Consider the following 25,532-nt stretch of genomic DNA (forward strand, 5'->3'; position numbering starts at 1 on the left):
AGTGTAATTCAATTTAAGTCTTCAACTAATACTTGCTCTAAACCCTTTCTAATAGAAAGGCTGATCCCGATGCCCATGACGACGAATGCCAAAGCAATGGGCAGATAGTTCGTCGTGAAGAAAAGATGTTTCGCGGCGAAAGCAATGTCGAATTTGCTCCTCGCCGATCGCCCTAAGATGACCACGGGAAGCAAGATGCCGTAAAGGGCAAGTAAGCGCAAAAAGAGCATGCCGCCTTCTCTGTAAACCATGGATTTCATTTGTCTTTCCGTCATACCCGCCGTCATAAGCAGTTGAAACTCCCTCTTCCTCGCCCGCAAGTTGCCGATAAAACTATTGTAGGCATTGGTCAAGGCGATGAGAATTAAAATTCCTTGAATGCCTCCGTTCAGTACGCGCACATTCCTCTCCGCCTCATTATCCAAAGCCCGACTCATAGCTTGAGTCAAGGTGGAGTGGTCGGTCTTCGGAATATAAGATGCGATGACTTTTTCGAAATCTTCGGATACTTTATCCACGTTTTTGTCCGCTCGCATTTTTATATTGTAATAGTTCACCGGATCCGACGGATCGTGTCCTTCCTTTTGGAAAAACGCCTCCATGGTAGATTGTCGCGTAAATAAGGACACTTCTCGGGCCGTCATGGGCTCGATGGCGAAGGGCATCTCGTCGATCACTCCGCCGATGCCGATGGCCATCACTTTGCCCTCCGCGGCGTAGCGCAGCTTCACGGCCCCGCTTCCATCGGTGACGGGAATGTAATTTCGAAAGGCATAGGGACTTCCGTCGTCGGCGGCGGTTCTATTTAAGAGCAAATACGCCGTATCGTTATCGTATCCATTCGCTGCCAAAAGCTTCTCGTAATCCTCGTCGGTAAGTCCATACAGCCTGGCATACAAATCCTTTGACTTCTTGCCATCTTTTAACGCCTGTTTCATAGAATCTGAAAAGAACGCTCCGTTGTCTCCGACAAAGCACTTAAAATCTTGCTTGCGATATACATGCCATTCATCCACGCCTTTTAGAGCTTTTAGGTCCTCGGTCATTTGGGGATCCATCGATCCCGGGGTGTAAATAACCGACGAAAAAGAATAGGGACTGCGAAATTTGTCGTAGGCTTCAGTGAGCCCTGAATAAGCACCGGACACCATAACCACGGTGAGAATGACAGCCGAGAGCGCCGTGGACAAAAGGATCGTGCGGTAGGTTCTCTTGTAAGAAACGTAATAATCTTTAGCCAACGTCTTTTCGATTTTTCCCCTTACTTTCGACGGACCCAGCCGCCCGTCTTTTTCAGACAGGCCGTTTAATCCCTCGATAATATTTAATTTCCCGCAGCGCTTCGTCGGCACCATGGCGGATAGATAAACCGTCGCCACAGATAAAATTAAAATAGCCAAAATCCCATAGGGCGAAAGGCTCACCGCTTGAAAATCCGGCGCCTTAATTCGCTCGCTTAATATGTCGGCCACAGCATGGATGCTCTTGGCATTGTTGCGCCACATTAAATACATAAGTCCGTTGGCCACACCATAGGACAGGACCGTGCCCAGCAGAATCGGTCCCCTCGCCAAAAGAAAAGCACGCCTGCGAATCATTTTCTTTACTTGTTTCTCCGTCATGCCTACGCTTTTTAACAGAGCAATCTCCCGCTGATCCCGACTGTTCCACACGTTAAAAGCGCCGTAAATAATAAAGGCAAATAAGAGTGCCAACAGACTCATGGGAATATACATTTCCAATGCACGAGACAAAACTGGTTTCGGCGGAATAATTCCATTGGGATAGATCATTTTATAATTCAAGAGAGGGGTATTGTAGCCCAACCGTCCCTGACTTTCCGCCACTTTTGGATCGATGCCTCGCTTCTGTAAAATCTCCCGCGTCAGGGTGTAGGTATCCCGTGGATTTTTATACCAAATATAGGCTTCGGTCCCGCTTGATCCTTCGAACAGCTCGTCTTTCGACACATCTGACAAGCGTCCGATCAGATAAGACTCTTCAAATGATATTTCGTTATTTTCATAAACGCCTACGATTCGATACGTCTTCCCTTCCGCCTCCAATGTGCAGTTCAGATGCAAATCCCGGTTGCGCTTCAAAAACGAATCGGGCACCAATAATTCATCGTCTTTTTCCGGCCGCCTGCCCTCGATGGGTTCGTAACCTTTTAATTGATTAAAATAGTCATCTCGCTCGTAAATCACGGCGTTTCGGTCCGTTTTTACCATGCGATGGAAGGCAATTTTTTCGATGCCCGGATTCTTTTTTAAATCATCGTAAAAAGAGGCGTCGACCTCGGCAATGGACGCGTGGTAATCGCCTGTATTGGCGATGGAAAAATCGACGTCCGCTTTTCTTATAAAGGTAGTGATGAACAGAATGGTCCCCAGCAGGATCACGGCAAGCAGTATGCTTGTTTTTACCGCCAAGGCGTCTTTTTTCCCGGTATTCACTACGGAAGCAGCTAATTCACCGATGATTTTCATCGTCTACACCTCCGAAGGGAAGAGTTTTCCGTCGATCATGCGAAAAACTTTTTGGCAGCTGTTGGCCACCTTTTCATCGTGGGTCACGATGACCATGGTGGAGCCGGTTCGCTCGTTGACCAATCGGAAAAGGGCGGTGATTTCTTCGGAATTTCGCCGATCCAGGTTTCCGGTGGGCTCATCCGCTAAAATCAACGCGGGCCTCGTGATTAAGCTTCGGGCAATGGCCACTCGCTGTTGTTCGCCGCCGGAAAGTTGTTTCGGATAGCGATCCAATTTATCTTCGATCCCGAGAATCGAAATAATCTCTTTAAAATAAGCCTCATCTTCCCTCCTTCCGTCGAGTAGCAGGGGGAGCAAGATATTTTTCCGCGCCGTTATATTGGGGATCAGATTGAAAAATTGGTAGATGACTCCAATATTTCTGCGGCGGAAAATGGTCATTTCCTCGTTACTGAGGGTGGTAATGTTTTTATCTTGAATGAAAATTTCGCCACCGGTGGGCCTGTCGATGCCCGCCAAAAGGTGAAGCAAGGTGGATTTTCCCGATCCGCTGTCGCCGATGATTGCCACCAAGTCTCCTTTTTCCAACTGGAAATTCACGCCGTCCAGTGCGTGTACTTCCACCGACCGACCGTAGGTTTTCGTTAGATTCACTGTTTTTACAATAGGCATAGTGTTCCTCCTTTTCTGAGCCTACGATATCAAGTGAAAGTGACCGGTCGGTGACCGAGTACCGATGCCTCATTTATTCGTAAAAGCGCAGCTCGAATCGATTTGATTCCTTCCTTTTTGTATAGAGGAGATCGCCGCCTTGTCTTTTCATAATCGCCCTTGCCATGGGGAGGCCGATGCCAAAGCCGGGTGTGTTGGGATCTTTTTTATAAAAGCGCCGAAATGCTTGTTCCAAGGTGTCCCGATCCATGCCTTCGCCGAAATCTTCGACGACAATGGATTTGTAGACATTGGTTTTTATAAAAGTCATAGCGATACCTCTTTCTTTGGACGCTTCCATGCCGTTCTTCGCCAGATTAAACAGGGCTTCGTAGGTCCATTTCTTATCACAATAAAGAGCCACTGATTCGCCATAAATAGTGCAAGGGATCTTTTCTCTCCCGAAGGCACTTTCCAATCCTTCCGCCACGGATGTCGCCAGCTCCATACCGTCGACCGCTTCTTTTTTCATGGCCACCACATCACTGTCCACCGCCGCCAATTTAAGTAGCGCATCGGAAAGGCCCAAGAGGCGCTCCATGGATCGGCCCATACGTATAAGGGCCTCTTTGTCAGATGCATCGTCGATTAGATCCAGCATAAGCAAGGTACCTGTAATGGGCGTCTTGATTTGATGGGCGATATCTTCCGTATACTCCGTCAGTTGAACACGACGCCTCTCCGCCTCTTGAGTGATGCGCCTATTTTCTGATGTCATCTTCACGATTTCATCTCTCAGCTTAGAAAAATCGTCTTCTTCGGCCTCATCGACTCGAGACTCCGAATCCGAACTATGTAGGAGACGGATCATGTCGTCAACCTTCTTTTCGACTTCCATGCAAGCCTTCGCTTCAAAGCGATCGATGGCAAAGTAAAGCCCTGTGTTAATCAGAAAAAATAGCGCGACGGTCAACCAATCGAAGCGCGGAAAGAAAGCAACCACAACCATGGAAAGGACGAGATTCAGCGATAGGATCAACAGGGTCTGTCTCTTAGTCATCGCCGTCCTCCCAAAAATAGCCCATGCCCCGCACAGTTTTTATAAAATGGCCGTAAGGTCCCAGCTTCTTGCGAAGGCGCTTCACGGCGACGGTGAGTGTATTATCGTTAACTTCGTCGCCAAAGCCCCACACCTCGTCGATTAATTGGCTTCGCAACAATTGTCTGCCCCGATGTGCCAATAGCATGGCCAGCAGATCAAATTCCTGTCTATTTAAGTCCACTGCATCGCCCCGCAAGATTGCCATCTTCGATTGCCTGTCTAAGATCAGCTCTTTAAATTCCAGCAACTCTTCTTCCGGTACGCGACGCTTGAAAAGATTGTCAATTCGCGCCTTCAGTACGGGAAGGGAAAATGGCTTTGCCACGTATTCATCGGCCCCTTCAGACAAACCTTTCACGACATAGTCTTCGTCACCTTTTACCGTAAGCATGAGAATGGGCAGTTTAGAAAAGGAACGGACCCAATTTAAAAAATCGAAACCCGATCCGTCGGGAAGATTTACATCCAAAATGAGCAGATCGGCGGAGCGAATTTGCTCTTCGCCCACATCGCCCAATCGACTCGCCGCCACCACTTCCATGTCGTACCGAGCCAGATAAGTTTTCACGCCGTAGACGATGGTCTCGTCGTCTTCGATCATCAGTATCTTCAATGGTCGCCTCCCTTTACAGCAAGCCCAAGATTTCATCCAGCTTCTTCATATCCAACGCCTCTTCCACCACGACCGCCAGTTTTTCGATCTGGCTGTCTTTAAAGGCGGCGTAGTCCACGGTTTCTTTCACCGGCAGGTCTTTTTCTTTCTTCAGCGCGGCCACGATTCCCTCGGCGATATGGGGGGCGTCGAAGAAGCCGTGGATGTAGGTGCCGTAGAGGCGGCCGTTTATTGCGATGCCGCCGGATTCCGTCAGTTTTTCTATTTCTCCCGCTTCTCTTATTTTGCTTAGTCCCATATGAATTTCATAGCCCGTTACTTTTGTTCCATTCAGATTTTTCAGCAGGCCCTCGGAAGCGGTAATCGTCGTTTCCAACCGGCACTGCTTTTTTTCTTTCGAGAAGACGGTGTCCATAGGAAAGAGCTTGAGGCCTTCCATGGTGCCGCCGCTTTCCACGCCCTCCGGATCGGAAAGGGTGTCCCCCATCATTTGAAAGCCGCCGCAAATGGAAAAGACGGCGCCGCCCCTTTCTGCGTGACGCAGGACGCGGGAATAGAATCCCGTTTCTTTCAGCCATTTTAAGTCGGCCATGGTGTTTTTCGTTCCGGGGATGATCAAGAGATCCGGCTCGCCAAATTCTTCAACTCGGGCGACGGTGCGGACGCGAACATCATCCATGATTTGAAAGGGCGCCACGTCGGTGACATTGGATATGTGGGGCAGATGAATCACGGCGATGTCCACAGCTGCGTCATTCGCCTCGTGAAATTCCATGGCCAGTGAGTCTTCCGCTTCCAATTGCACGTCGGCGTAGGGCACGACGCCGAGGACGGGCACGCCGGTGCACTCCTCTAAAATTTTAAGCCCCGGCTCCAATATGGACACGTCGCCGCGGAAGCGGTTCACGACGATGCCCTTGAGCCTTCTTCGCTCGTCCTCGTCAAAGAGCTCCCATGTGCCTACAACGGAGGCGAACATGCCGCCGCGATCGATGTCGGCGATGAGTATGGCGGGAATGTCCGCCGCCTTGGCGAAGCCCATGTTTACCATGTCCACGCTCTTTAAATTGATCTCCGATGCGCTCCCCGCGCCTTCGCACAGGACGAAGTCGAATTCGTCGGCCAAGGATTCATAAGCCGCCAAGGCTTTAGGAAAGAGCTTTTTCTTTTCGGCGTAATAGGCTCGTGTCTCGAGGTTTTTGTAGACACGTCCATTTACTATAACCTGGCTCACCCCCGGCGATGTCGGCTTTAAGAGAATAGGGTTCATGCGCACGTCGGCGGGTATCCGCGCCGCCTCCGCCTGCACGATTTGCGCCCGCCCGATTTCCGAGCCGTCGTCGGTAATGCCGCTGTTCAGCGCCATGTTCTGCGCCTTAAAGGGCGCCACCCGGTAGCCTCTGTTGGCGTAAATGCGAAGGAGCGCCGCCACCATGGCGCTTTTTCCCGCGTTGGATGCCGTTCCCAATACCATTAACCCTGCCACGGTGTCGCCTCCTTTAATGCATTCAGAAAATTTTCCCTGAGTTTACTATTGCCGCTTAGATGGAGTTGAGGATAGCCGGCGTAAAAGTTTTTTCCGCAATACGCCGTGCGCCTCTTTCCCCTGCCGTCCGGCTTTTGGATGAGAAGGTCCTTCCCCTCTTCATCGGCGGCGCTGTAGTGAAATTCGTGGACGGGTGCGGCCTCGCCGGCCTTTAATAACAATCCGTCCTCTTCCGCATTTATTATCTGATAGCCGAAATGCTGCAGGCGCTCCGTCATTTTCGCCTCGCCGGGAAAGAGGCCGAAGGCTTCTCTGCCGTCGATTTTTTCGAGAAGGCTCATAAAGCCGCCGCCCTCGGCGATAAGAACGCCGCCGCTTTCGACGAAGGATTTTAAATCCCGGGCAAGGCCTGTGTTTTTCGCCAAGGCTTCTTTGTGAAGCTCCGGATAGCCGCCGCCCAAATAGACGCCGCAGATCCCTTTCGGCAGAGGATCCGTGAGCGGCGAAAATGGAATCCATTCCACTCCTCTCTCGGCAAGATCGTCGAGGACGTCTTCGTAATAAAAGAAAAAGGCCTCGTCCTTCGCAAGCGCCACGGGAATTTTTTCCCGAGTTGGGCTAATGGCTATTTCACTGCTCACGGATTCTGTTTCACAAGCCGCGAGGAGCTTATCTAAATCCACGTAATTTTCCACGACGTCCGCCCAATTTTCTGCAAAGGTGCGGAAGTTTTTTATCTCCTCCGGTCGATGCAGGCCCAAATGACGCTCGGGCAAGTCCCGATCCAAATCGGGAATGCAACCGAAGAGGGTCAGCCCCGTGGCTTCTCTGATGATTTTTTCGTAGTAGAGTGCCATGGCAGGCTTCGTGTGATTCAATATGACGCCGGCAATGGTGTTTTCTTTATAATTTAAAAAGCCCGCAAGCTCCGCGCCGAGGCTCGCTCCCTTGCCCCGTCCCGATGCGATGAAAATCGTCGGCGTCTTGGTGAAATACGCCATCTCCGCCGCCGAACATGCCGTCGTGGTGGACATGCCGTCGTAGTAGCCCATGGCCCCTTCCATGACGATGACGTCCTTTATCTCCAGGCGAGCCATAAGGTGGAAAATGTAATCGTCATCCATAAGATGGCGGTCCAAGTTCACGCCGTATGCCCCCAGGGCGCGGTGGTACATAAGGTCGATGTAATCGGGCCCGATCTTCGCCGATGCCACCGTCATGCCTCGGCGGATCAGGGCGCCGATGATCCCCATGGTTATGGACGTCTTCCCCGCGCCGGAGTGCCCGGCGGATAATAATAGTCGCTTCATAAAATCACCTGCTCATAAGCCACACGCTCGGTGCCGTCGGCCACGGTAATCACGCCGCAGTAGGTAAAGCCCGTGGACTCGATTAAACCCCTCATTCGGAAATTATCGGCGTGGGTGTCGATGCGAATGGCGGGGATGCCTTTAAACCTTACGTAGGTGAAAATCCGCTCCATCATGCGCCGACTCATGCCCTCGCCTCTTTTATTTTCGGCGACGACGAATTGATGAATCGTTAGGTAGTCGCCCTCCGTAAGCCACTCGCCGTCGATGCTTCCGTAAGTGGGATCCGCCCCTTCTTTTAACACAGCCATGCCTGCGACGGTATCGTCTTTAAAGAAGTAGCAACACCCTGCTTTGATATTTTCCAAAAGCTCTTCGGGTGTAGGAACCACGCCCTGCCATTGATCCACGCCGTCGATCTTTAATGCGGCCCGCGCCGAATCGATAAGGTTCACGACGACAGGCAGCTCTTCTTCCCGGGTCTTTACGAGGGATAGGGGCGCCTTTTTGAAATAGGGCACGGCTTTATCCATTTCCATTTCCGCCCCGTCGACGATGGTATCGACGACGAAAATATGGAGGCCCTTCTCTTCCGCCTCCCTCAGTGCCTGAGTGAATTCGGGATCCGTCTCCACGTTTGGCGTAAAGCCCCATATGCCTTTCATCTGAACCACGAAAAGCACGCCGCAGCATTTTCCTTCCGTAGCCATGTCGCCCAGTTCGCGAATATGCTTCGCCCCGCGCATAGTAGGCGCGTCGGGAAATTTCGCCAGGCCCACTTCTTCCAAGGTGACGCCCTTCACTTCCAAAAAGCCTTCGCCTTCTGTGCCTTTAAGATAAAAGTCGAAGCGACTGTTACCGTGCTTCACTTCCCTTTCGTAGGAAAGAATTTTTCCGAAGCCCTTTAAATAAGGCGCGCCGTCGAAATACTCCGCCGCCAATTGATTGGGCGCCTGGGAGTCGATATTAATGGGAAGGTCCCCTTTGTACACCGTGACCAAGCTGTAAGGCGTCTTGCGTTTCCTTGCGGGATCCGCTCCATCTAAAAGCACTTTCGCCCCGGGGATAAAAAGTTCCCGACAGCGGCCGGTGTTGGGCACGTGAACCCGTATTTTTTTGTCGTCTTTTTCTACCATAGCAATAAAGCGATTTTCCCTGTTAAGAAAAATCGCTTCTTCCATGCGTTTATATTTCATTCTGCGTCCTTTTGTTTAAAATGCCAAATCAAATAGCCTATGGCGATGACCGCCAATAGGGCCACGATAATATATTTGTAGTAATCCAAATAGGTGAGGATCACATGCCAGTTCTCACCGGTTTTATAGCCGAGAAAGGTGAGCACGCAGTTCCATACAAATGAGCCCGCCGCCGTGAGCAGGGAAAACACGGAGATTCGCATGGACACCATGCCGGCAGGAATAGAGATGAGGCTGCGAACCACGGGCACGCAACGGCCGACGAGGACCAGGGCTTTTCCCTTGTGCTCGAACTTGTTGACCACGCCCATAATTTCCTTTTTCTTAAAGCCCAGTCTGCCCATCCAACCGTGTTCGGCGGAGTCGTAAATCTTTTCCGTAGGCACCATGCGTCCGATGCCGTAGAGGATGTAGGCGCCCAAAAGCGAGCCCGCCGTGGCCGCCAAGACCGTGGGAAGAAAGGCGAGATTGCCCCGCCCGACGAAAAAACCGCCGAGGAGCAAAATCACTTCCGATGGAATGGGCGGAAATACATTTTCAATAAAGATCAATGCGAATACGGCCAGGTATCCGTAATTGGTAATGGCCGATGTAATCACACGTTCCACTGAACATTCCCCTTTTTATTGCTTAAGAAATTTCACGAGCATTTCGTTGGCCATTTGAGGATTGGCCTTGCCGCGACTTTTCTTCATGACTTGGCCCACGAGGAAACCGACGACGCGGTCCTTGCCCGCCTTAAATTGTTCCACGGACTCGGGATTTTCCGCCAAGACTTCCTTGACCATGGCTTCGATTTCCGAAGCGTCTCCGATTTGCACCAGACCTTCTTCTTCGATAATGGCCTTGGGCTTTTTGCCTTCTTCGCACATGATGCGGAAGACTTTCTTCCCGGCGTTATTGTTGATCTTGCCGGACTTCACTTGCTCCAAGAGATAGGCGAAGTCTTCTCCTTCGAAAGGCACCTCCATGTCCCCGTCGTCGGTGACTTCGATGCGGCGCAGAAATTCCGTCATAAACCAATTGGAAAGCATATCGTAGTCCGTAAAGTGCTTGGCCACCTCTTCAAAGTAGTTCGCAACTTTTTTCGAACCGCAAATGACTTTCGCATCGTATTCTTTTAGACCGTAGGTTTCGATAAAGCGAGCGATCTTCACATCGGGAAGTTCCGCCATGCCCTTGCGCACTTTTTCGATCCATTCGTCGTCGATGAACAGGGGGCCCAGGTCTCCTTCCGGTGCGAAGCGGTAGTCGCTGGCCGTATACTTCACCCGCATGACTACGGTTTTGTTTTCCGCATCGTCCCAGCGGCGGGTGGCGCGCAATTCCGTTTCGCCCTTTTCCATAAGCTCGATTTGACGGGCCACTTCGTAGTCGATGGCCTTTTCCACGGCACGGAAAGAGTTCAGGTTCTTTACTTCGGAAATGGCACTGCGTTCGCCTGTTTCCGTGTTTTTAATATTGACATTGACGTCGCAGCGCAGGGAGCCCTCTTCCATCTTCACGTCGCTGACTTCCAAATAGCGCAAGGTGTTTCTCAATTTTTCGAGGAAGAGGCGAGCTTCAAGGCCCGAGGCCATGTCCGGATCGGAGACGATTTCCACCAGGGGTACGCCGCAGCGATTGTAGTCCATGAGCGTCGTTCCTTTTTCCGTATGCAGACTCTTTCCGGTATCCTCTTCCAATTGAATTTGGTGAATGCCGATCTTCTTGGGACCCTCATCGGTTTCGATTTCGATATAACCGTGATTGGCCACGGCTTCGTCGGTTTGGGTAATTTGGTAGCCCTTGGTTAAGTCGGGATAGAAGTAATTCTTTCTGGAGAAAGTCGATTTGTGATTGATTTCCATATGAAAGGCCGTGGCGATTTCAATGGCACGCTCCACGGCGCCTTTGTTTAAGACGGGGGTGGCGCCGGGAAGACCTAAACAAACCGGACAGGTGCAGGTGTTGGGCTCTCTGCCGTAGGCGTTTTCGCAGCCGCAGAAGGCCTTGGTCTTGGTGGATAATTCGACGTGGATTTCTAATCCCACGATTGTCTTGTAACCCATTAGATATTTCCCTCCAATTCTTTCGCCGTGGCAAGGGCTTGATGGTCATTGCTCTTCTTCGGAATAATTTGAATGCCCACGGGAAGCCCGTCCTTGTCCTTAGCCGGCACGCTGATGCCGCCGGTGCCGATGAGGTTCACGGGTACCGTAAACAGGTCGAGCATATAGGTTTGAACCGGGGACATATTTTTGTCGATAGGTACAGCCACTGTCGGCGAGGTGGGACAGAGAATCACGTCGTGATTTTTATAGACCTGATTAAATTCTTCCATCATGCAGTGACGCATTTCCAAAGATTGCTCGAAGTATTCCTTGGAGTGATCCATGCTCATAATATAGGATCCGATCATGATCCGGCGCTTGACTTCGTCGCCGAAGCCTTCGCTGCGGGTCTTGATATAGAGATCGTCGATGTTGTCGTAATCGTCGGCGATAAAGCCGTACAAAATACCGTCGAAACGGCTCATGTTAGGCGCAATTTCGCCGTTGACCAAAATATGGTACACGGCAATGGCCAGATCCAGACTGGCGATATGGACGTACTCCACTTGTGCGCCCTTTTCCTTCATAAAGTCCACGGTCCGTTGAAAAGCTTCGCGAACGGAATCTTCCACGTCGAAGGTCTTGAAGGTGTCGGGAATGGCAACCTTTAGTTCGCTCAAGGGCTTGGCGCCTTTCACAGCTTCATCGTTAAGGGAGTCGTTTCCGATGCAGGTGGCGTCTCGTTGATCGGATCCTTTGAGGATTTCCAGGACGTATTGAACGTCGTCTACGGTGTGAGCCAAGACGCCGACTTGGTCAAAGGTGTTGGCCATGGCGGCGACGCCGTAGCGGGAAATACTGCCGTGGGAGGGCTTCATGCCCACGACGCCGCAGAAGGACGCCGGTTGACGCACGGAACCGCCGGTATCGGTACCTAAGCTGACGGCACAGAAATGAGCCGCAACGGAAGCGGCACTACCGCCGGAAGAGCCACCGCTGACACGGGTTCTGTCCACGGGGTTTTTCGTCGTTCCGAAATAAGAAGTCTTCGTGGAAGATCCCATGGCAAATTCGTCCAGGTTCACCTTGCCGATAAGAATGGCATCTTCCGCCTTTAGCTTCGCCGTGACCACGGCGTCGTAAGGCGAAACGAAATCGGCGAGCATTTTCGATGCACAGGTCATACGCACATCCTTCATGGCGATATTGTCCTTTAAGGAAACGACGATGCCCGCCATCTTTCCCAGAGGTTCGCCCTTTTCGCGCTTCTCATCCAATTCCTTCGCCTTTTCCAGTGCGATATCGTCGGTAAGGGTGATGAAGACATTCAGATCCTCGTCGTCCCGCTTAATATTTTCCAAATAGGCTTCCACCAGTTCCGTACAGGTAATTTCTCCGTCGAGAAACAGTTGTCTGGTTTCCAGGCCGCTTAAATGGGTCAGATTCATAAGCCCTCCTTATTCCACAAATTTAATGATTTCGAAGTAACCGTATTTCACGGCCACGGCATTACCCGTCGCGTCTTCTCTATCCAAAGAAGGACGAATTTCATCGTCGCGAAGACGATTGGGCAAAGTGTTCGTATGGAAGGTCGGCACGCAGTGAATGTCCGACTGTTTAATCGTGTCGATGAGATCCATGGTGTCGGAAAATTCCTTGACCATGCCGTCCAGTTCTTCGTCCGTGAAGTAGAGCTTGGAAATTTCCGCAATATGCTTTATTTGGTCTTTATTCATAGGAGGTTCCCCCACTTTCTATTAAAGGCTTCTTCCGATAAGACGGGTACGCCTAATTTTTCCGCTTTTTCCGCTTTCGACCCCGCCGCTTCCCCGGCGAGAACCAGATCCGTGTTTTTCGAGACGGAGCCCGTGACCTTCGCTCCTTCGGCTTCCAGCAAGGATTTTACTTCGCTTCTGGGCCGGGACAGGGTGCCCGTGAGGACCACGGTCATGTCGTCGAGAACGCCGGATTTTTTCGTTTGCTCGTAGATCAGCTCCATGCCGGCGTCCATTAAATCGTGAACGTAGCCGCCGATAACGGGATCCGTAAAGAAGAGATGAATCTCTTGGGCCGTTTCCGGACCGATGTCCTCGATGGTGATAAGCTCCGATTCATCGGCCTTTGCCAGGGCGTCGAAGTCGACGAAGTGATCCGCCAAATCGCCGGCAGTCTTAATGCCCACCTGTCCGATGCCCAAGGCGTAGATAAAATGCTTAAAGCTGATTTTTTTCGAGGCCTCAATGGCGTTTAAGAGATTGTCGGCTTTCTTTTCGCCGAATCCCTCGAGGGTCATGAGATCTTCCCGCTTCAATGCGTAAATATCCGGAATCTCGTGCAAAAGGCCCGCGGCGATTAATCGCTCCGCCGTCTTTTCGCTGAGGCCCGTAATGTCCATGGCATCGCGAGAGGCGAAGTGATCGATCCGCGCCACCAATTGGGGCTCGCAGCCGATGGTGTTCGGACAGAAGCTGTGCACGCCCTTTTGCACGAGCTCCGTGGCGCAGGCGGGACAATGGGTGATCATCTCTATTCTATCACCTTCTTCGCCGATTCCCTCTAAAATTTCCGGAATCACGTCATTACTTCGCCGTAAAAGCACTTTTCCGTTGATTCGCACGCCTTTTCGCAGGATGTCGTCGTAATTATTCAAGGTGGCCCGCTGAATGGTGACCCCGTCGATGTCCACGGGCTCCAGTATGGCCGTAGGCGTCACCTTGCCCGTGCGGCCCACATTCCATTCCACGTCGAGAAGTTTTGTGACCACTTCTTTCGCTTCGAATTTATAGGCGATGGCCCAGCGGGGAAATTTCACCGTGTAGCCCAGGGCGTCCCGCTTGGTGACGTCGTTGATTTTCAACACGACGCCGTCGATCATGACGTCCAGATCGTCCCGAATCTTCTCCACCTCTTCGATGTAATCGAGTATGGCCTGAAAGTCTTTGCAGCGCCGGGTCATGGGGTGAACGAGAAAGCCCTGCTCTTTTAAAAAGGCCTTCACTTCCTCGTCTGTTTCGAAATTCATCCCCTCGGCATCGGTGAGATTATATAAGTACGCCGTGAGCCTGCGCCGCCTGGTTTCCTTGGGATCTAAATTGCGCAAAGCGCCGGCGGCACCGTTTCTCGGATTCTTTAAGGGTTCCGCTGCCGTCTCGTTGTATTTTTTCAGACTGGCATAGGGCATAAGCCCTTCCCCCTGAACCACCAAGTGCCCGGTAAAGGGAATACTTAAAGGAACGGTGGATATAGTCACCGCCTGCTCCGTAATCACTTCACCCACGGTGCCGTTGCCCCGAGTGACTGCCCGGGTGAGCTTGCCGTCGTCGTAGGTTAAAGAAATGGTAAGGCCGTCGAATTTCAGCTCCGCCATATAGCCCATATCGTCGGCGCCGGCCTCGTGCATGCGATCACACCAGGCCTTAAGGCGCTCGTAGCTCTGGGCCTTGTCCAGGGAATAGAGAGGCTTCTCGTGGGTAAACTTTTCGAAGCCATCCAATAGATCGCCGCCGACGCGGCGAGTAGGCGAATCGGGCGCCACTTCCCCCGTCTCCTTTTCCAGGGCGACGAGCTTATCGTAGAGGGCATCGTAGGCCTTGTCCTCCACCAAGGGCGCGTCCAAGGTGTAGTAGGCGTGGGCCCAGGTATTTAATTGGTCGATGATCTCTCTCATCTTCTCCATCTTATTCCTTCTTTCGAATCGGCGCCACCTTTAAATTCAAAGTCTTCAGTCCTTTTCCTTCAAAGGAAATGACGCCTTCGTCCCCTTTTAACTGAACGATCATCCCCTCGCCCCATTTCTTGTGGACGATGGTATCGCCGAGATGTAATTCGGGTAAATCTTCCGCCACTTCCCTCGCGGGCTTTCTATCCATGGCCGCCCCGGTGTAAATCTCGTGGCGACTCTTTAAGTCTATTTTTCTGCTCTCTTCTTCGTGGACGGAAATCTTATCCTCGATCTCTTCCACGAAGCGGCTTCTGACGGCGCCGTTACGCTTGCCGTAAAGGGTGCGCGACTTGGCCGAGGAAAGAAAGAGCTTTTCTTCCGCCCGGGTCACCGCCACGTACATAAGCCGACGCTCTTCCTCCATGCTCTCTTCGTCGTCGTAGCTTCTGGAGGTGGGGAAAAGCCGCTCTTCCAAACCGACGACAAAGACCACGGGAAATTCCAGACCTTTCGCCCCGTGAATGGTCATGAGCTTCACGGCGTGGGATTCGTCGTCCAATTCATTCTTGTCGGAGATTAAGCTTAGATTGCCGAGAAAATCCGTGAGGCTTTGATCGGGATTGACTTCTTCAAATTCCGCCGCCGCGGAAATAAACTCTTCCACATTTTCCAATCGAGTGCGGGATTCCACCGTGTCCTCCCGCTTCAGCTCGTCGGCATAGCCGCTTTCGAACAGAATGGCTTCCACCAGTGCGGTCAAACCGATTTCGGCGGCTTTGTTTTGCAGAAGGTGAATCAGGTTCACAAAATCGCGTATGTTTTTATGGGCACGGATTTTCAGCTCGGGGTAGTCGTCTAATTTTTCCATGAGGTCAAAGAGGCTCATGCCCTTTTCGCCGGCGAAGGCCCGCAGCTTGTCGATGGTCGTATCACCTATACCCCTTTTCGGCACATTGACGATACGACTCATATTCACATCGTCCTTGGGATTGTCCACCGCCGCCAAATAGGCGATAACGTCCTTGATCTCCCGGCGATCGTAGAAGCGCAGCCCGCCGACGACGCGGTAGGGAATGCCTTCCCGCATGAGGGCTTCCTCAAAGCCCCGTGACTGGGCGTTGGTGCGGTACAAAATCGCCATGTCCCCGTAAGCCGTGCCCTTGTAATTCAAGTGCTCCATTTTTTGGATCACGGCCATTTCCTCTTCCGTGTTATGGTAAAACTCCCGATAGACCACGGGATCGCCGCCTTCATTGGCCGTCCACAAATTCTTTTCCTTCAACGTGGGATTGTTGGCGATGAGGGCATTGGCGCAGTCCAATATGGGCGTGGTGGAGCGGTAATTCTGCTCCAGCAAAATGGTCTTCGCGCCGGGAAAATCTTTTTCGAAGGAAAGAATATTGCCGATGTCCGCCCCCCGCCAGCGATAGATGGATTGATCGTTGTCGCCGACGACGGTGAGGTTTTTCGCATTCCCCGACAGCATCTTGACCAGTAAGTACTGAATGTGGTTCGTGTCCTGATACTCGTCCACGAAAATATAATCGAATTTCTGTTGATAAAAGGCGAGGACATCCTTCTTCAGCTGAAACAATTCCACGGTCTTCACCAATAGATCGTCGAAATCCAGGGCGTTGTTCTCCCGCTTCTTCTTTTCGTAAAGGCGATAGGCCTCCGCCGTCTGCCGCCCGTGAAAATCGCCGAAATTTTCCTTCATGGCGGCATCCGGATCCGTGCCCTCGTTTTTCCACGCGGAGATTCGACTCAGAAGGCCGTAGGGATTGTACATGTCCTTGCTGAGATTCAATTCCTTCATGCACTCTTTCATCAGCGTCTTTTGATCGGCGCCGTCGTAAATGGCAAAGTTTTTGTCGTAACCCAGGAAGTGAATGTCGCCACGAAGAATCCTCACGCACATGGCGTGGAAGGTGCTGATCCACATGCCATCGATATTTCGCTCCAATTGGCGGGCTACTCGATCCTTCATTTCCTTCGCCGCCTTATTCGTAAAGGTAATGGCGAGGATGCGGTAGGGAGAAACGTTTTTCTCCTCGATTAAGAAAGCGATCTTGCCCGTGACCACGCGGGTCTTGCCGCTGCCGGCTCCGGCGAGCACCAAGAGAGGGCCCTCTGTGTGAAGTATAGCTTCTTTCTGACGATCATTATAATTTTCTAACAACACGACCCTCTTTCTACTCTCGGACTAAATCCCTGATGACCTTCGACGCCGCGATCAAACCCGCCGTGGACGGCACGAAGGAAATGCTCGCAGGCGAACGCTCGTCGATGCCTTCCACTTTTTTCGGCTCCTCCGTAGAATAAACCACGGGGAAATCGCCGAGGCCCCGCTTTTTTACTTCCCGGCGCATGACTCGTGCCAAGGGACAGACCTTGGTTTCGGAAAGCATGGCGATCTCCAACGCTTCCGGATGTAATTTATTGCCGGCGCCCATAGCCGATAGGACGGGCACGCCGGCCGCCTGCGCCTTTTCGATAATCAATAGCTTCGCCGTCACCTGATCCACGGCATCCACCACGTAATCGTAATCGCCGAAGTTGATTTCATCGGCGGTGGCTTCGTTATACATAAGGTGGTAGGTGCGCACCGCCGTTTTGGGCACGATGGATGCGAGGCGCTCTTTCATCACATCCACCTTCAGCGCACCTACGGTTTCCGTCGTGGCGATGATTTGCCGATTAATATTCGTCACATCCACCCGGTCGTAATCCACGATGTCCAATGCGCCGACGCCGGCCCGCGCCAATGCCTCGATGCAAAAGCCGCCGACGCCGCCGACGCCGAAAACGGCGACACGCATCTGTTGCAGCCGATTGACGGCCTCCGTGCCGATGAGCCAACGGGTTCGTAAAAACGGATCCATTCCAAGCACCTCCTATCCCATACTAACAATTTATTATATCAAAAAAGACCCTATGGGGACAAACCATAGGGCCTTTTAGCATCAATGCTATTATTAAGTTGCTCACTTCTGTTTAATTATAACGATAGAGCTCAATATTTTTTTCTTCCGGCGTATCCAATCTCAGGTTACCATATACCTTTTCGCCACTTCCCGCGAAGGTGGTGTATACGTCATATTTTAAAGACATGGATGACAAAGATAATGTATTTATATACTTATCTATGATCGGTACGTATTTTTCAGCTACCATTAAATTTCTCGTCTCCGTCTTACCATCAATCTTAAATGTGAAAGCATAAGCCTTGTAACCGGGCAAAGTATTATGTCCGAAAGGAGGTGTTACATCTTCGAGACGCTTAACGGAATCCAAGGGTGTATAAATATCAGCTTTATCTAAAACACCAATAACTCGAACGCCGATGACTTTTCCACCTTTTAAGGTAAGAACAACTTGAACTCGCTGAGCACCTTTGAATTTTTTCAACTGTTCTCCTAGCTGCTCTTGATTAAACGATGTCAGGAACTTCTTATCACCTTCCACATAATTGACTCTTTCAGCAACGGGATAGAATTTCGTTCCTTGTCCATTTCCAATGGAAATTTCATAGCCATTTACAGCATTGTAATAGCCTAAATAAAAGCCTTCGAGAGTCGTTTCCATTTCTTTTGCATCGACAACCTCATGGTATCTGGTGCTCAAGGTCAAGGGATAGCCCTTGTTGATTCGTTGCGACAGGTCGAAAAGTTCCCTAGCGACTTTTTCATCCTTGACGATGAAGTCTTGTTCTTGCTTGTTTTCAAGTTTCAAGATGATACGGGAAACGCCGATACGATTATATTCGAAGTTGACGAATTCACCGCTGACCATGCCGCTATAGGGATAAACCATGACTTCCTTTAAGACACCGTTGCGCGACTTGAAGCTGACCAGGTCTCTGACATTGATGGCACTCTTGTCGATTTTCTTGCCTAAGCTGGTAATGACCGTGTCTTTATCGAATTTAAAGCTTGCGGTTTTTTCCGGCTTAAAGCTGCTGTCGACGACGACGTCTTTTTTCGTGGAATAGGAAATTTGGATGTCGTCGTTCTTTCGGCTGTCGACGATCCCTTTGCCTTCGGCGTCGTTGCCGATAACGTCGACGGAAACGGCTTTATAAGGAGCAATGCCGCCGCCTTGAGCAAATGCCTTAACTTTGACGGTGCTTCCTGCAGTAATGTCGCTAAGTTTTCCTACTTTACCGTTTAAGGTGACGGCGGTGTTGGAGTTGAGAACGAATCCGATGGTTTTTCCCGTCTTGTCCTTAATGCTGAAGGTGGCTTCATTTTTGATCACCGTGTTCTCGACGACGTCGCCTTCAAAGGTTTGTACCGCTCTGTAGTCGTAACTAAAGTCAGTGATCGTCGCCATTTGTTCACGTTTTAAAGGAGCGTTGGGATTGAAGAAGCCATCATCTCCGGTTTCATGGAAAATGCCTGCTTCGATCATTGCGGCATAGTAACCTTTAATATCTACATCCCCGGTTAAGTCTTTTGACGTCTTTCCGATAAGAGCGTTATCTTTTACCTTGATCTTCGTCTTGTCCTGAATCGGTTGAATGCCCAATGCTTTGGCATAATAAACCATAATCAGCTCGCGACCGGGGAATTGACCGGCTTTCGGTGTGTCGGTGATGTAGCCGTGCTTGTAGGCCGCCTTCAAATTCATTTCCGAAATAACATTATTTTGAAGAGCGATACAAACAGCAGGCTTCGCCCATTTAGGCACTTTATAGGCATCGGCAATGTGTCCTTGTGTGGTAATCGCTTGTGTCAGTTCCGCCGATGTGGGATTTTGAATCCCTTTCAGTAAAGTGAGTACTTCTAAATAGCTAACCGAACGGGTCGGCTTAAAGGTACCGTCGTCGTAACCGCTGATAATGCGTAAATCGCTTAATTTAGAAATGTGACTATAGGCCCAGTGATTGGCATTCACGTCTTTGAAGCTGGCGGCCATGGCCGTCAAAGGCGATGTCAATAATGCGCCTGCTAAGGCCAAAGTGGCCACTGTTTTTGCTTTGTTTTTCTTCATTTTTTCCTCCTAGAATTCATAAAAAATCCTACCTGCTCTTATTATAACATGGTGCAAGCCCTTCGCTGTTACGATTTCATTTCAAGTCCTAAGGTTTTATCCTGTCTCTTTGATATAATGGTAAAAGCAATTGTGAAATTAGGAGGGCCTATGCGATATTTTCCTCTCATGGTAGACACACAAGATAAAAAAGTGCTTGTCGTCGGCGGCGGGAAGGCGGCGGCGACAAAGATGAAGGGGCTGCTCCCTTCGTCGTTCAGCTTTTACTGCCTCGCTCCCGTCTTCGACGAGAGCTTGTGCGAATTGGCGGAAGAGCATCCGGATCGAATTTTCTTGAAAGAAAAAACCGTGGATGCCGACTTCCGCTTCTTTGCCTACGATTTTTTAATCGCAGCCACGGACGATGCGGCATTAAATGCCGCCTTGGTGCGGCGGGCAAAGCTATCTTCCGTGCCGGTTCTTTCCACGTCGGATCCCGAAACATCGGATGTTCACATGGCATCCGTGGTGAACCGCGGGCCTCTCGTGGTCAGTGTTTCTTCTGAAAATCCCACCATATCGAAGCACGTAAAGGAAGATATGGAAGCTTTTCTGGAAAGATACGACGTGGCGAAGCTGGAAGAGATGAACAGGATTCGAAAAATTTTATTGGAACGAAAGAGCGAACACATTTCTCGAATTATGGAAGATTTGTGGCGGGAAGAAAAAATCAGCAAGGCGCATTGGGAGGCAAAGTATGACCCTGAGGGTGGGAACGAGAGCGAGTAAACTGGCACAGATTCAAGCCACGGAAGTGGTAGGCATTTTAAATGAGGCGGGCTTGGATGCTGAGCTGGTGACTATTTCCACAAAAGGGGATCGTTGCAAAACCCTGCCCATTCACAAAATCGGCAAAAACGGCGTCTTTGTCGGCGAATTGGAGCGGGCCCTTCGAGAAGGGACGGTAGATTTGGCGGTGCACTCCTTAAAGGATATGCCCTCGAAGATTTTGGGCGGCTATACCCTCGCCCCGCCTCCGGCAGCACCGTCGGATGCCGATGCCTTTGTGGGGCAGGCTATGGACTTTAAAGAGGCGGATCTGGCCCGAATGGTCGTGGCCACGGGAAGCAACCGACGCATCGCTCAACTGAAGCACTTTTATCCCGATGTAGAAATTGTGCCCATTCGCGGCAATGTGGAGACGCGGATTCAAAAGGTGGAAGAAGGCTTGGCCGACGGCACTCTCCTCGCCTACGCTGGCCTCGCCCGATCGGGCCTGGCCCACAAGGTGACGGCCCCCTTGGATCCGACACGCTTTATTCCCTCGCCTTCTCAGGGCCTTTTGGGCATCGAGCTTGCGGAAGACCGACGCGAACTGCTGAAAATTTTTGCCGAAGCTTCCGATTCTCATGCCGCCCTTCGCATGAAGGTGGAGCGGGCCTATCAACGGGCGCTGAACGCCTCCTGCCAGTCCCCTATCGGCATTCACATGGAGCAGAACGGCAAAGACATCGCCCTCCACGGCTGCTTTGCCGAAACCGTGGACGAGCCCCTGATCTATGCCACCGTCACCACCACGGCTGAAAGAGCGATGGACGATGTGTTGGAGCTTGTTAGGAAGGTGAAGGGCCATGAATAAATATCCCGTCATCCTCGCCGGCGCAGGCATCGGCGGCCGCGACAACATTACCCTCGCCCTCTATAAAGCCCTGGTTCGCGCCGACTTTATCGTCTACGACCGGCTCATGGATCCCGCGATTTTGGATTTCGCGCCGAAGGCGGAGAAGATTTACGCGGGAAAGGCCGCAAGCAATCACACCCTGTCCCAAGATGAAATTCACGCGCTCTTGGAAAAGGGCTACAACTCGGGCAAACAGGTGATTCGCTTAAAAGGCGGCGATCCCTATGTCTTCGGTCGCGGCGGCGAAGAGGCCTTATACTTATCTGAGAGAAATATTCCCTTTCGCGTGATCTCGGGAATCACCTCGGGAGTCACCGTCCCCGCCATGGCGGGCATTCCTGTGACCCATCGGCACGTGGCCCAAAGCGTGTCCTTTATCACGGGCCACGGCGCCAAAGGCAAGGATGACTTTACCGTCTACGGCAAAGTGCCCGGGACCTTGGTCTTTTACATGGGACTGAAAAATGCCGCATCCATCGTCCGGGACCTCATGGCCGGCGGAAAAAATCCCGCCACCCCCGTGGCCGTGTTAAAGCTATCCGACGACGGCGAAAGTTTTTCCTTTTATACGGATCTTGAAAAAGTTGCCGCCCGAGGCCTTCCGCCCGAGGTAACGAGCCCGGGCCTCATCGTCGTCGGCGAGGTGGTGGATCTACACGAAGAGCTCACGCCCTTCAACCACTTGCCCCTTACCGGGCAAAAGATCATTTTAACCGACGAACATCCCGAGGCCATGGCGGAGCCGTTGAGGGCATGGGGCGCCCAAGTCATTCTCCGGCCCATGATCCGCACCGAAGCCGTGAATAGAGACGTGCTTCAAAAGGATCTCGCGGATTTTTCCTTCGACACTTTGGTCTTTACGTCGAAAAATGCCGTGGACTATTTCTTCGACGCATTTTTAAAAGCCCACGATATTCGAAAGCTCGCCGGCGTATCTATCTATGTGGTTGGCGAAAAAACCGCCAAGGCCCTTGCCCCCTACGGCCTTCGCGCCGACGGCATACCCGACATCTACGACGGCCGGCACATGGCGGAATTTTTAAAGACGCGACTGAAGAAGACGGATCGCCTTTACTATCCTCACGCCGCGGCGAGCGATCCTTATTTAGGGGTCGTGCTGAAAGACATGGCCTGCACCACGGACCGCATCATCTACCATACCGTCGCCCCCTCAGATCCGAAGCCCTTGACCGAAATTTCCGACGCATCGGTCTTTCTCTCCCCTTCCGCGGCGAAAAATTTTTACGCCGCCTACGGTCTCTCGGCTTTCGGCCCGACGGTCTTCGCCATCGGCGAGACGACGAAACAAAGCCTTGTCAAACTGGGAATAAAAGAGGAAAATATTTATTCGGGAGAAAAAGCCACACGCGAGTCTCTCCTGGAAACTATATTAAAGGAGCTGTCACAGCATGCGCATGCGCAGAATTCGAAACAATAAATTGCTTAGAAAAATGACCGAGGAGACCACCCTCTCCGTTTCCGATTTCATCTACCCCCTCTTCGTCGTGGAAGGCGAAGACATTAAGCGGGAAATTCCATCCATGCCCGGTGTTTACCACTTTTCCGTGGATCGGCTGGATGATGAGATCAAGGAGCTCGTTGCCCTTCACATCCCTGCCGTCATCCTATTCGGCGTCGTCAATCACAAGGACCATGTAGGCAGCGGCGCTTACGACGAAAACGGCATCGTGCAGGAAGCCTGCCGTAAGATAAAAGCTCTTACCGACGAACTCGTCATCATCACCGACGTCTGTATGTGCGAGTACACCGACCACGGCCACTGCGGCATTTTAGACGATAAGGGCATGGTGGACAATGACGCCACCATCGAGTACATGGCGAAGATCGCCCTCTCCCACGCTAAGGCGGGAAGCGATGTGATCGCGCCGTCGGATATGATGGATTTTCGCGTGGCGAAAATTCGCGAGGTCTTGGACGCAGGCGGCTTTAAGGACGTGCCCATTATGTCTTACGCCGCGAAATTTGCCTCGAGCTATTACGGTCCCTTCCGCGACGCCGCCGACAGCTGCCCCGCCTTCGGCGACAGAAAATCCTATCAAATGGATTTCCACAACGGCGACGAAGCCCTACGTGAAATCGCCCAGGATTTAGATGAGGACGCGGATTTTATTATCGTGAAACCCGGCCTCGCCTATTTAGACGTGCTGGCACGGGCAAAGGACAGCTTTAACACGAACTTCGTCACCTACAATGTAAGCGGCGAATACACCATGATCAAAAACGCCATTCGCGACGGCGTCTTCAAAGAAGACATTATTTACGAAAACATGATCGCCATGAAGCGCGCCGGGGCTAAGCTGATTATTACCTACCATGCCAAGGAATTGGCAAAGAAAATGGGAGGCAATGAATGATTAAAAACGACTTTCTCATGCAGCAAATCAAGGAGTTGATTCAGTTCCTCCTGGGCCTCGCCTATCCCATGGGCTTCAGCGACGAGGCAAAGGAAGCGACGCAAGCGACGTCTCTCTCCCAAACCCTCTATTCCCTCGCTCGGGAAGGCAAATACGGCGAGGCGGAGGACGCCCTCTTCGACGCCTTTGACGAAGGCGAGGCGGATCTCGCCACGGGCATTCTCTTCTACGAATCTCTGCTCAGAATCGACGAAAAGGAATTGCGGCGAGGAGATTTTTCTTTAAAGGAAATCGAAACGGGCCTTCGCGATTACGCCAAGCTGTTTCACGTGGATCTTTAATCCATTAAAAAAGTTCGAGTGCACTGACCCCCAAAAGTTGGACCAAGAAATCCAACCTTTGGGGGTCTTTTAATGGCAAAATACAGTTATGAATTAAAAAGGAAAATCGTCGAAGAATACCTGTTCGGAGAGTCAAGCTATCCCATCTTAGAAGATAAATATCAAATTGATGAATCACTGATCAGACGTTGGGTCAATAATTACAAACAATTTGGCGATGAAGGGTTAATGCGCTCTAGAAATAAACGTGAGTACAGTGTAGAGTTTAAGTTAGAAGCCATTACACGTTACGAAACGAGCGAATGCAGTTACCAACAATTGGCCCTTGAACTTGGTTTGACGAATCCGTCCATGATCGCCAAATGGCACAGTCAGTATCGAAAGGAGGGCATGGAGGGGCTGCGAACACATAAGCGAGGGAGACCTGTGACGAAGAAAGACGCCTGCAATCAACCACCGAAGTCTGCAACTAAGAAGGAGCCTCTTGATGCATCCTCGCGTGAGGCATTGGAAAACCGCATCAAAGAATTAGAGGCGGAGAACCGGAAACTCACCATTCAAAAGCTATACCTGGAGGAGCTAAGGAGTTTGGTGAGGGAAGAAAAAATGAGAAAAAGGCGAGGATCGTCGCCAAACTCCGAGAACAATTCCAACTAACAGAGATACTCGCTGCCATCAACTTTCCCAAATCCACCTTCATGTACTGGCAGAAAAAGTGGAGCGAAGAAGACAAAGACCAAGCGTTGAAAGACGAAATCCTCGCCATTCGGCGCGAACACAAAGACTACGGCTACCGCCGGATCCATCTGGAGCTGAAGAACCGGGGTTGGGCGGTAAACAAAAAGAAAGTTCAACGACTGGTTCAAGACATGGGCCTTCAAGTCCGTGCCTATGGCAGGAAATACAAGAAGTACAACTCTTACAAAGGCGTCGTCGGTAAGATCAAGAAGAATCGAATCAATCGACGCTTCAACACCTGTATCCCCTACCAAAAAATTACCACCGACACTACAGAATTCAAATACTACGTCGAAGATAAAGCGGGGAAACTTCAAACAAAGAAACTCTACCTCGATCCATACATGGACATGTACAATCTGGAAATCATTAGCTACGTCCTATCCGATCAGCCCAACGGCGTCACCATGCTACGAGGCTTAGAAAAAGCCATCGAACGAACCAACACCTGTCCCTATCGCCGCACCTTCCACTCCGATCGCGGTTGGGGCTACCAAATGACCGCCTATCAAGCCATGTTAGAAGAACACCACATCTTTCAAAGCATGTCGAGAAAAGGTAACTGCTACGACAACGCACCCATGGAAAACTTCTTCAGTGTACTGAAAAGAGAAATCTACGACGGTTACGTCTACCGAAGCCGGCAGAAACTTGTGCGGGCGATCGAAGACTTTATCCACTACTATAACAACGACCGAATCAAAGAAAAATTAGGAGGGCTAAGTCCAAAGCAATACCGTGAACGAATGAAAACCGCTTAGAAAATAAGTTATGTAAAACAAAATCGAGCAAGCGAAATGCTTACTCGATTAAGTCCAACTTTATGGGGTCACTCTAGAGTGCGTGCTCGAACTTTTTTTGTGCCATTTTTTATTTTGCCTC

Annotated in this window: 21 protein-coding genes; 6 read left to right on the top strand and 15 right to left on the bottom strand. The window is 51.0% G+C overall.

Annotated features, from left to right (window positions below; translation table 11 throughout):
• Positions 1-8: 8 nt before the first annotated feature.
• The 15 genes from BN7444_RS08760 to BN7444_RS08830 form a co-directional block, all read right to left on the bottom strand.
• Complete coding sequence (locus BN7444_RS08760; protein ID WP_068458278.1) at positions 9-2,489, bottom strand: ABC transporter permease; 2,481 nt, start codon at positions 2,487-2,489, stop codon at positions 9-11.
• Positions 2,490-2,492: 3 nt separating this feature from the next.
• Positions 2,493-3,164 (bottom strand): ABC transporter ATP-binding protein, encoded by a 672-nt coding sequence (locus tag BN7444_RS08765; RefSeq protein ID WP_068458280.1) that lies wholly within the window; start codon positions 3,162-3,164, stop codon positions 2,493-2,495.
• Positions 3,165-3,237: 73 nt separating this feature from the next.
• Entirely contained in the window at positions 3,238-4,203 is a 966-nt protein-coding gene (locus tag BN7444_RS08770) for a sensor histidine kinase (RefSeq protein WP_068458282.1), read from the bottom strand.
• On the bottom strand, positions 4,196-4,858 hold the full coding sequence (locus BN7444_RS08775; RefSeq protein WP_068458285.1) for a response regulator transcription factor: 663 nt from the start codon (positions 4,856-4,858) through the stop codon (positions 4,196-4,198). The genes BN7444_RS08770 and BN7444_RS08775 overlap by 8 nt, the downstream gene beginning before the upstream one ends.
• A gap of 13 nt (positions 4,859-4,871) precedes the next feature.
• The gene (locus tag BN7444_RS08780) at positions 4,872-6,344 is read right to left on the bottom strand and encodes a cobyric acid synthase (protein ID WP_218016017.1); all 1,473 of its coding nucleotides are present in this window, start codon (positions 6,342-6,344) and stop codon (positions 4,872-4,874) included.
• Positions 6,332-7,654 (bottom strand): cobyrinate a,c-diamide synthase, encoded by a 1,323-nt coding sequence (locus tag BN7444_RS08785; RefSeq protein WP_068458289.1) that lies wholly within the window; start codon positions 7,652-7,654, stop codon positions 6,332-6,334. Before BN7444_RS08785 ends, BN7444_RS08780 begins: the two co-directional genes overlap by 13 nt.
• Positions 7,651-8,850: a DNA/RNA nuclease SfsA gene (gene sfsA / locus BN7444_RS08790; protein ID WP_068458291.1), complete on the bottom strand. Its 1,200-nt coding sequence runs from the start codon at positions 8,848-8,850 to the stop codon at positions 7,651-7,653. Before sfsA ends, BN7444_RS08785 begins: the two co-directional genes overlap by 4 nt.
• Positions 8,847-9,458, bottom strand: coding sequence for a DedA family protein (locus tag BN7444_RS08795; protein WP_068458293.1), 612 nt, complete (start codon positions 9,456-9,458; stop codon positions 8,847-8,849). Before BN7444_RS08795 ends, sfsA begins: the two co-directional genes overlap by 4 nt.
• A gap of 15 nt (positions 9,459-9,473) precedes the next feature.
• Positions 9,474-10,901, bottom strand: coding sequence for an Asp-tRNA(Asn)/Glu-tRNA(Gln) amidotransferase subunit GatB (gene gatB / locus BN7444_RS08800; protein WP_068458295.1), 1,428 nt, complete (start codon positions 10,899-10,901; stop codon positions 9,474-9,476).
• Entirely contained in the window at positions 10,901-12,331 is a 1,431-nt protein-coding gene (gene gatA / locus BN7444_RS08805; protein ID WP_068458296.1) for an Asp-tRNA(Asn)/Glu-tRNA(Gln) amidotransferase subunit GatA, read from the bottom strand. Before gatA ends, gatB begins: the two co-directional genes overlap by 1 nt.
• Positions 12,332-12,340: 9 nt before the next feature.
• The gene (gatC, locus tag BN7444_RS08810) at positions 12,341-12,619 is read right to left on the bottom strand and encodes an Asp-tRNA(Asn)/Glu-tRNA(Gln) amidotransferase subunit GatC (RefSeq protein WP_068458298.1); all 279 of its coding nucleotides are present in this window, start codon (positions 12,617-12,619) and stop codon (positions 12,341-12,343) included.
• Complete coding sequence (gene ligA, locus BN7444_RS08815) at positions 12,616-14,559, bottom strand: NAD-dependent DNA ligase LigA (RefSeq protein WP_068458300.1); 1,944 nt, start codon at positions 14,557-14,559, stop codon at positions 12,616-12,618. The genes gatC and ligA overlap by 4 nt, the downstream gene beginning before the upstream one ends.
• Position 14,560: 1 nt before the next feature.
• Positions 14,561-16,726 (bottom strand): ATP-dependent helicase, encoded by a 2,166-nt coding sequence (locus tag BN7444_RS08820; RefSeq protein ID WP_068458302.1) that lies wholly within the window; start codon positions 16,724-16,726, stop codon positions 14,561-14,563.
• A gap of 10 nt (positions 16,727-16,736) precedes the next feature.
• Positions 16,737-17,426 carry a tRNA threonylcarbamoyladenosine dehydratase gene (locus BN7444_RS08825; RefSeq protein ID WP_068458304.1) on the bottom strand — a complete coding sequence of 230 codons (690 nt, stop codon included), beginning with the start codon at positions 17,424-17,426 and terminating at the stop codon, positions 16,737-16,739.
• Between the two features lie 112 nt (positions 17,427-17,538).
• Positions 17,539-19,536: an S-layer homology domain-containing protein gene (locus BN7444_RS08830; protein ID WP_068458306.1), complete on the bottom strand. Its 1,998-nt coding sequence runs from the start codon at positions 19,534-19,536 to the stop codon at positions 17,539-17,541.
• A 150-nt stretch (positions 19,537-19,686) separates the two neighbouring features.
• On the opposite strand from BN7444_RS08830, the gene BN7444_RS08835 reads away from it, so the two are divergent.
• The 6 genes from BN7444_RS08835 (at position 19,687) to BN7444_RS09205 (ending at position 25,411) form a co-directional block, all read left to right on the top strand.
• Entirely contained in the window at positions 19,687-20,304 is a 618-nt protein-coding gene (locus BN7444_RS08835) for a precorrin-2 dehydrogenase/sirohydrochlorin ferrochelatase family protein (RefSeq protein WP_068458307.1), read from the top strand.
• The gene (gene hemC, locus BN7444_RS08840) at positions 20,273-21,154 is read left to right on the top strand and encodes a hydroxymethylbilane synthase (RefSeq protein WP_068458309.1); all 882 of its coding nucleotides are present in this window, start codon (positions 20,273-20,275) and stop codon (positions 21,152-21,154) included. Before BN7444_RS08835 ends, hemC begins: the two co-directional genes overlap by 32 nt.
• On the top strand, positions 21,147-22,634 hold the full coding sequence (gene cobA / locus BN7444_RS08845) for a uroporphyrinogen-III C-methyltransferase (protein ID WP_068458312.1): 1,488 nt from the start codon (positions 21,147-21,149) through the stop codon (positions 22,632-22,634). Before hemC ends, cobA begins: the two co-directional genes overlap by 8 nt.
• Complete coding sequence (gene hemB, locus BN7444_RS08850; protein ID WP_068458316.1) at positions 22,606-23,571, top strand: porphobilinogen synthase; 966 nt, start codon at positions 22,606-22,608, stop codon at positions 23,569-23,571. Before cobA ends, hemB begins: the two co-directional genes overlap by 29 nt.
• Complete coding sequence (locus tag BN7444_RS08855) at positions 23,568-23,912, top strand: DUF6483 family protein (protein ID WP_068458318.1); 345 nt, start codon at positions 23,568-23,570, stop codon at positions 23,910-23,912. The genes hemB and BN7444_RS08855 overlap by 4 nt, the downstream gene beginning before the upstream one ends.
• A 72-nt stretch (positions 23,913-23,984) precedes the next feature.
• Positions 23,985-25,411 (top strand): IS3 family transposase gene (locus tag BN7444_RS09205; protein WP_417875541.1). Its coding sequence is split into 2 segments (ribosomal slippage): positions 23,985-24,555 and positions 24,555-25,411, totalling 1,428 coding nucleotides; the frame shifts between segments, so codons are not numbered across the junction.
• Positions 25,412-25,532: the final 121 nt, after the last annotated feature.

The sequence above is a fragment of the Peptoniphilus pacaensis genome, assembly GCF_900088125.1.
Classification (GTDB): Bacteria; Bacillota; Clostridia; order Tissierellales; family Peptoniphilaceae; genus Aedoeadaptatus; species Aedoeadaptatus pacaensis.

What these genes read in the sequence shown, in the direction of transcription:
- BN7444_RS08825 (WP_068458304.1), bottom strand. Translation starts at nt 17,426, where the DNA reads ATGGATCCGTTTTTACGAACCCGTTGGCTCATCGGCACGGAGGCCGTC.
- BN7444_RS08830 (WP_068458306.1), bottom strand. Translation starts at nt 19,536, where the DNA reads ATGAAGAAAAACAAAGCAAAAACAGTGGCCACTTTGGCCTTAGCAGGC.
- BN7444_RS08785 (WP_068458289.1), bottom strand. Translation starts at nt 7,654, where the DNA reads ATGAAGCGACTATTATTATCCGCCGGGCACTCCGGCGCGGGGAAGACG.
- BN7444_RS08835 (WP_068458307.1), top strand. Translation starts at nt 19,687, where the DNA reads ATGCGATATTTTCCTCTCATGGTAGACACACAAGATAAAAAAGTGCTT.
- hemC (WP_068458309.1), top strand. Translation starts at nt 20,273, where the DNA reads ATGACCCTGAGGGTGGGAACGAGAGCGAGTAAACTGGCACAGATTCAA.
- BN7444_RS08760 (WP_068458278.1), bottom strand. Translation starts at nt 2,489, where the DNA reads ATGAAAATCATCGGTGAATTAGCTGCTTCCGTAGTGAATACCGGGAAA.
- gatA (WP_068458296.1), bottom strand. Translation starts at nt 12,331, where the DNA reads ATGAATCTGACCCATTTAAGCGGCCTGGAAACCAGACAACTGTTTCTC.
- gatC (WP_068458298.1), bottom strand. Translation starts at nt 12,619, where the DNA reads ATGAATAAAGACCAAATAAAGCATATTGCGGAAATTTCCAAGCTCTAC.
- cobA (WP_068458312.1), top strand. Translation starts at nt 21,147, where the DNA reads ATGAATAAATATCCCGTCATCCTCGCCGGCGCAGGCATCGGCGGCCGC.
- ligA (WP_068458300.1), bottom strand. Translation starts at nt 14,559, where the DNA reads ATGGAGAAGATGAGAGAGATCATCGACCAATTAAATACCTGGGCCCAC.
- BN7444_RS08765 (WP_068458280.1), bottom strand. Translation starts at nt 3,164, where the DNA reads ATGCCTATTGTAAAAACAGTGAATCTAACGAAAACCTACGGTCGGTCG.
- BN7444_RS08855 (WP_068458318.1), top strand. Translation starts at nt 23,568, where the DNA reads ATGATTAAAAACGACTTTCTCATGCAGCAAATCAAGGAGTTGATTCAG.
- gatB (WP_068458295.1), bottom strand. Translation starts at nt 10,901, where the DNA reads ATGGGTTACAAGACAATCGTGGGATTAGAAATCCACGTCGAATTATCC.
- BN7444_RS08770 (WP_068458282.1), bottom strand. Translation starts at nt 4,203, where the DNA reads ATGACTAAGAGACAGACCCTGTTGATCCTATCGCTGAATCTCGTCCTT.
- hemB (WP_068458316.1), top strand. Translation starts at nt 22,606, where the DNA reads ATGCGCATGCGCAGAATTCGAAACAATAAATTGCTTAGAAAAATGACC.
- sfsA (WP_068458291.1), bottom strand. Translation starts at nt 8,850, where the DNA reads ATGAAATATAAACGCATGGAAGAAGCGATTTTTCTTAACAGGGAAAAT.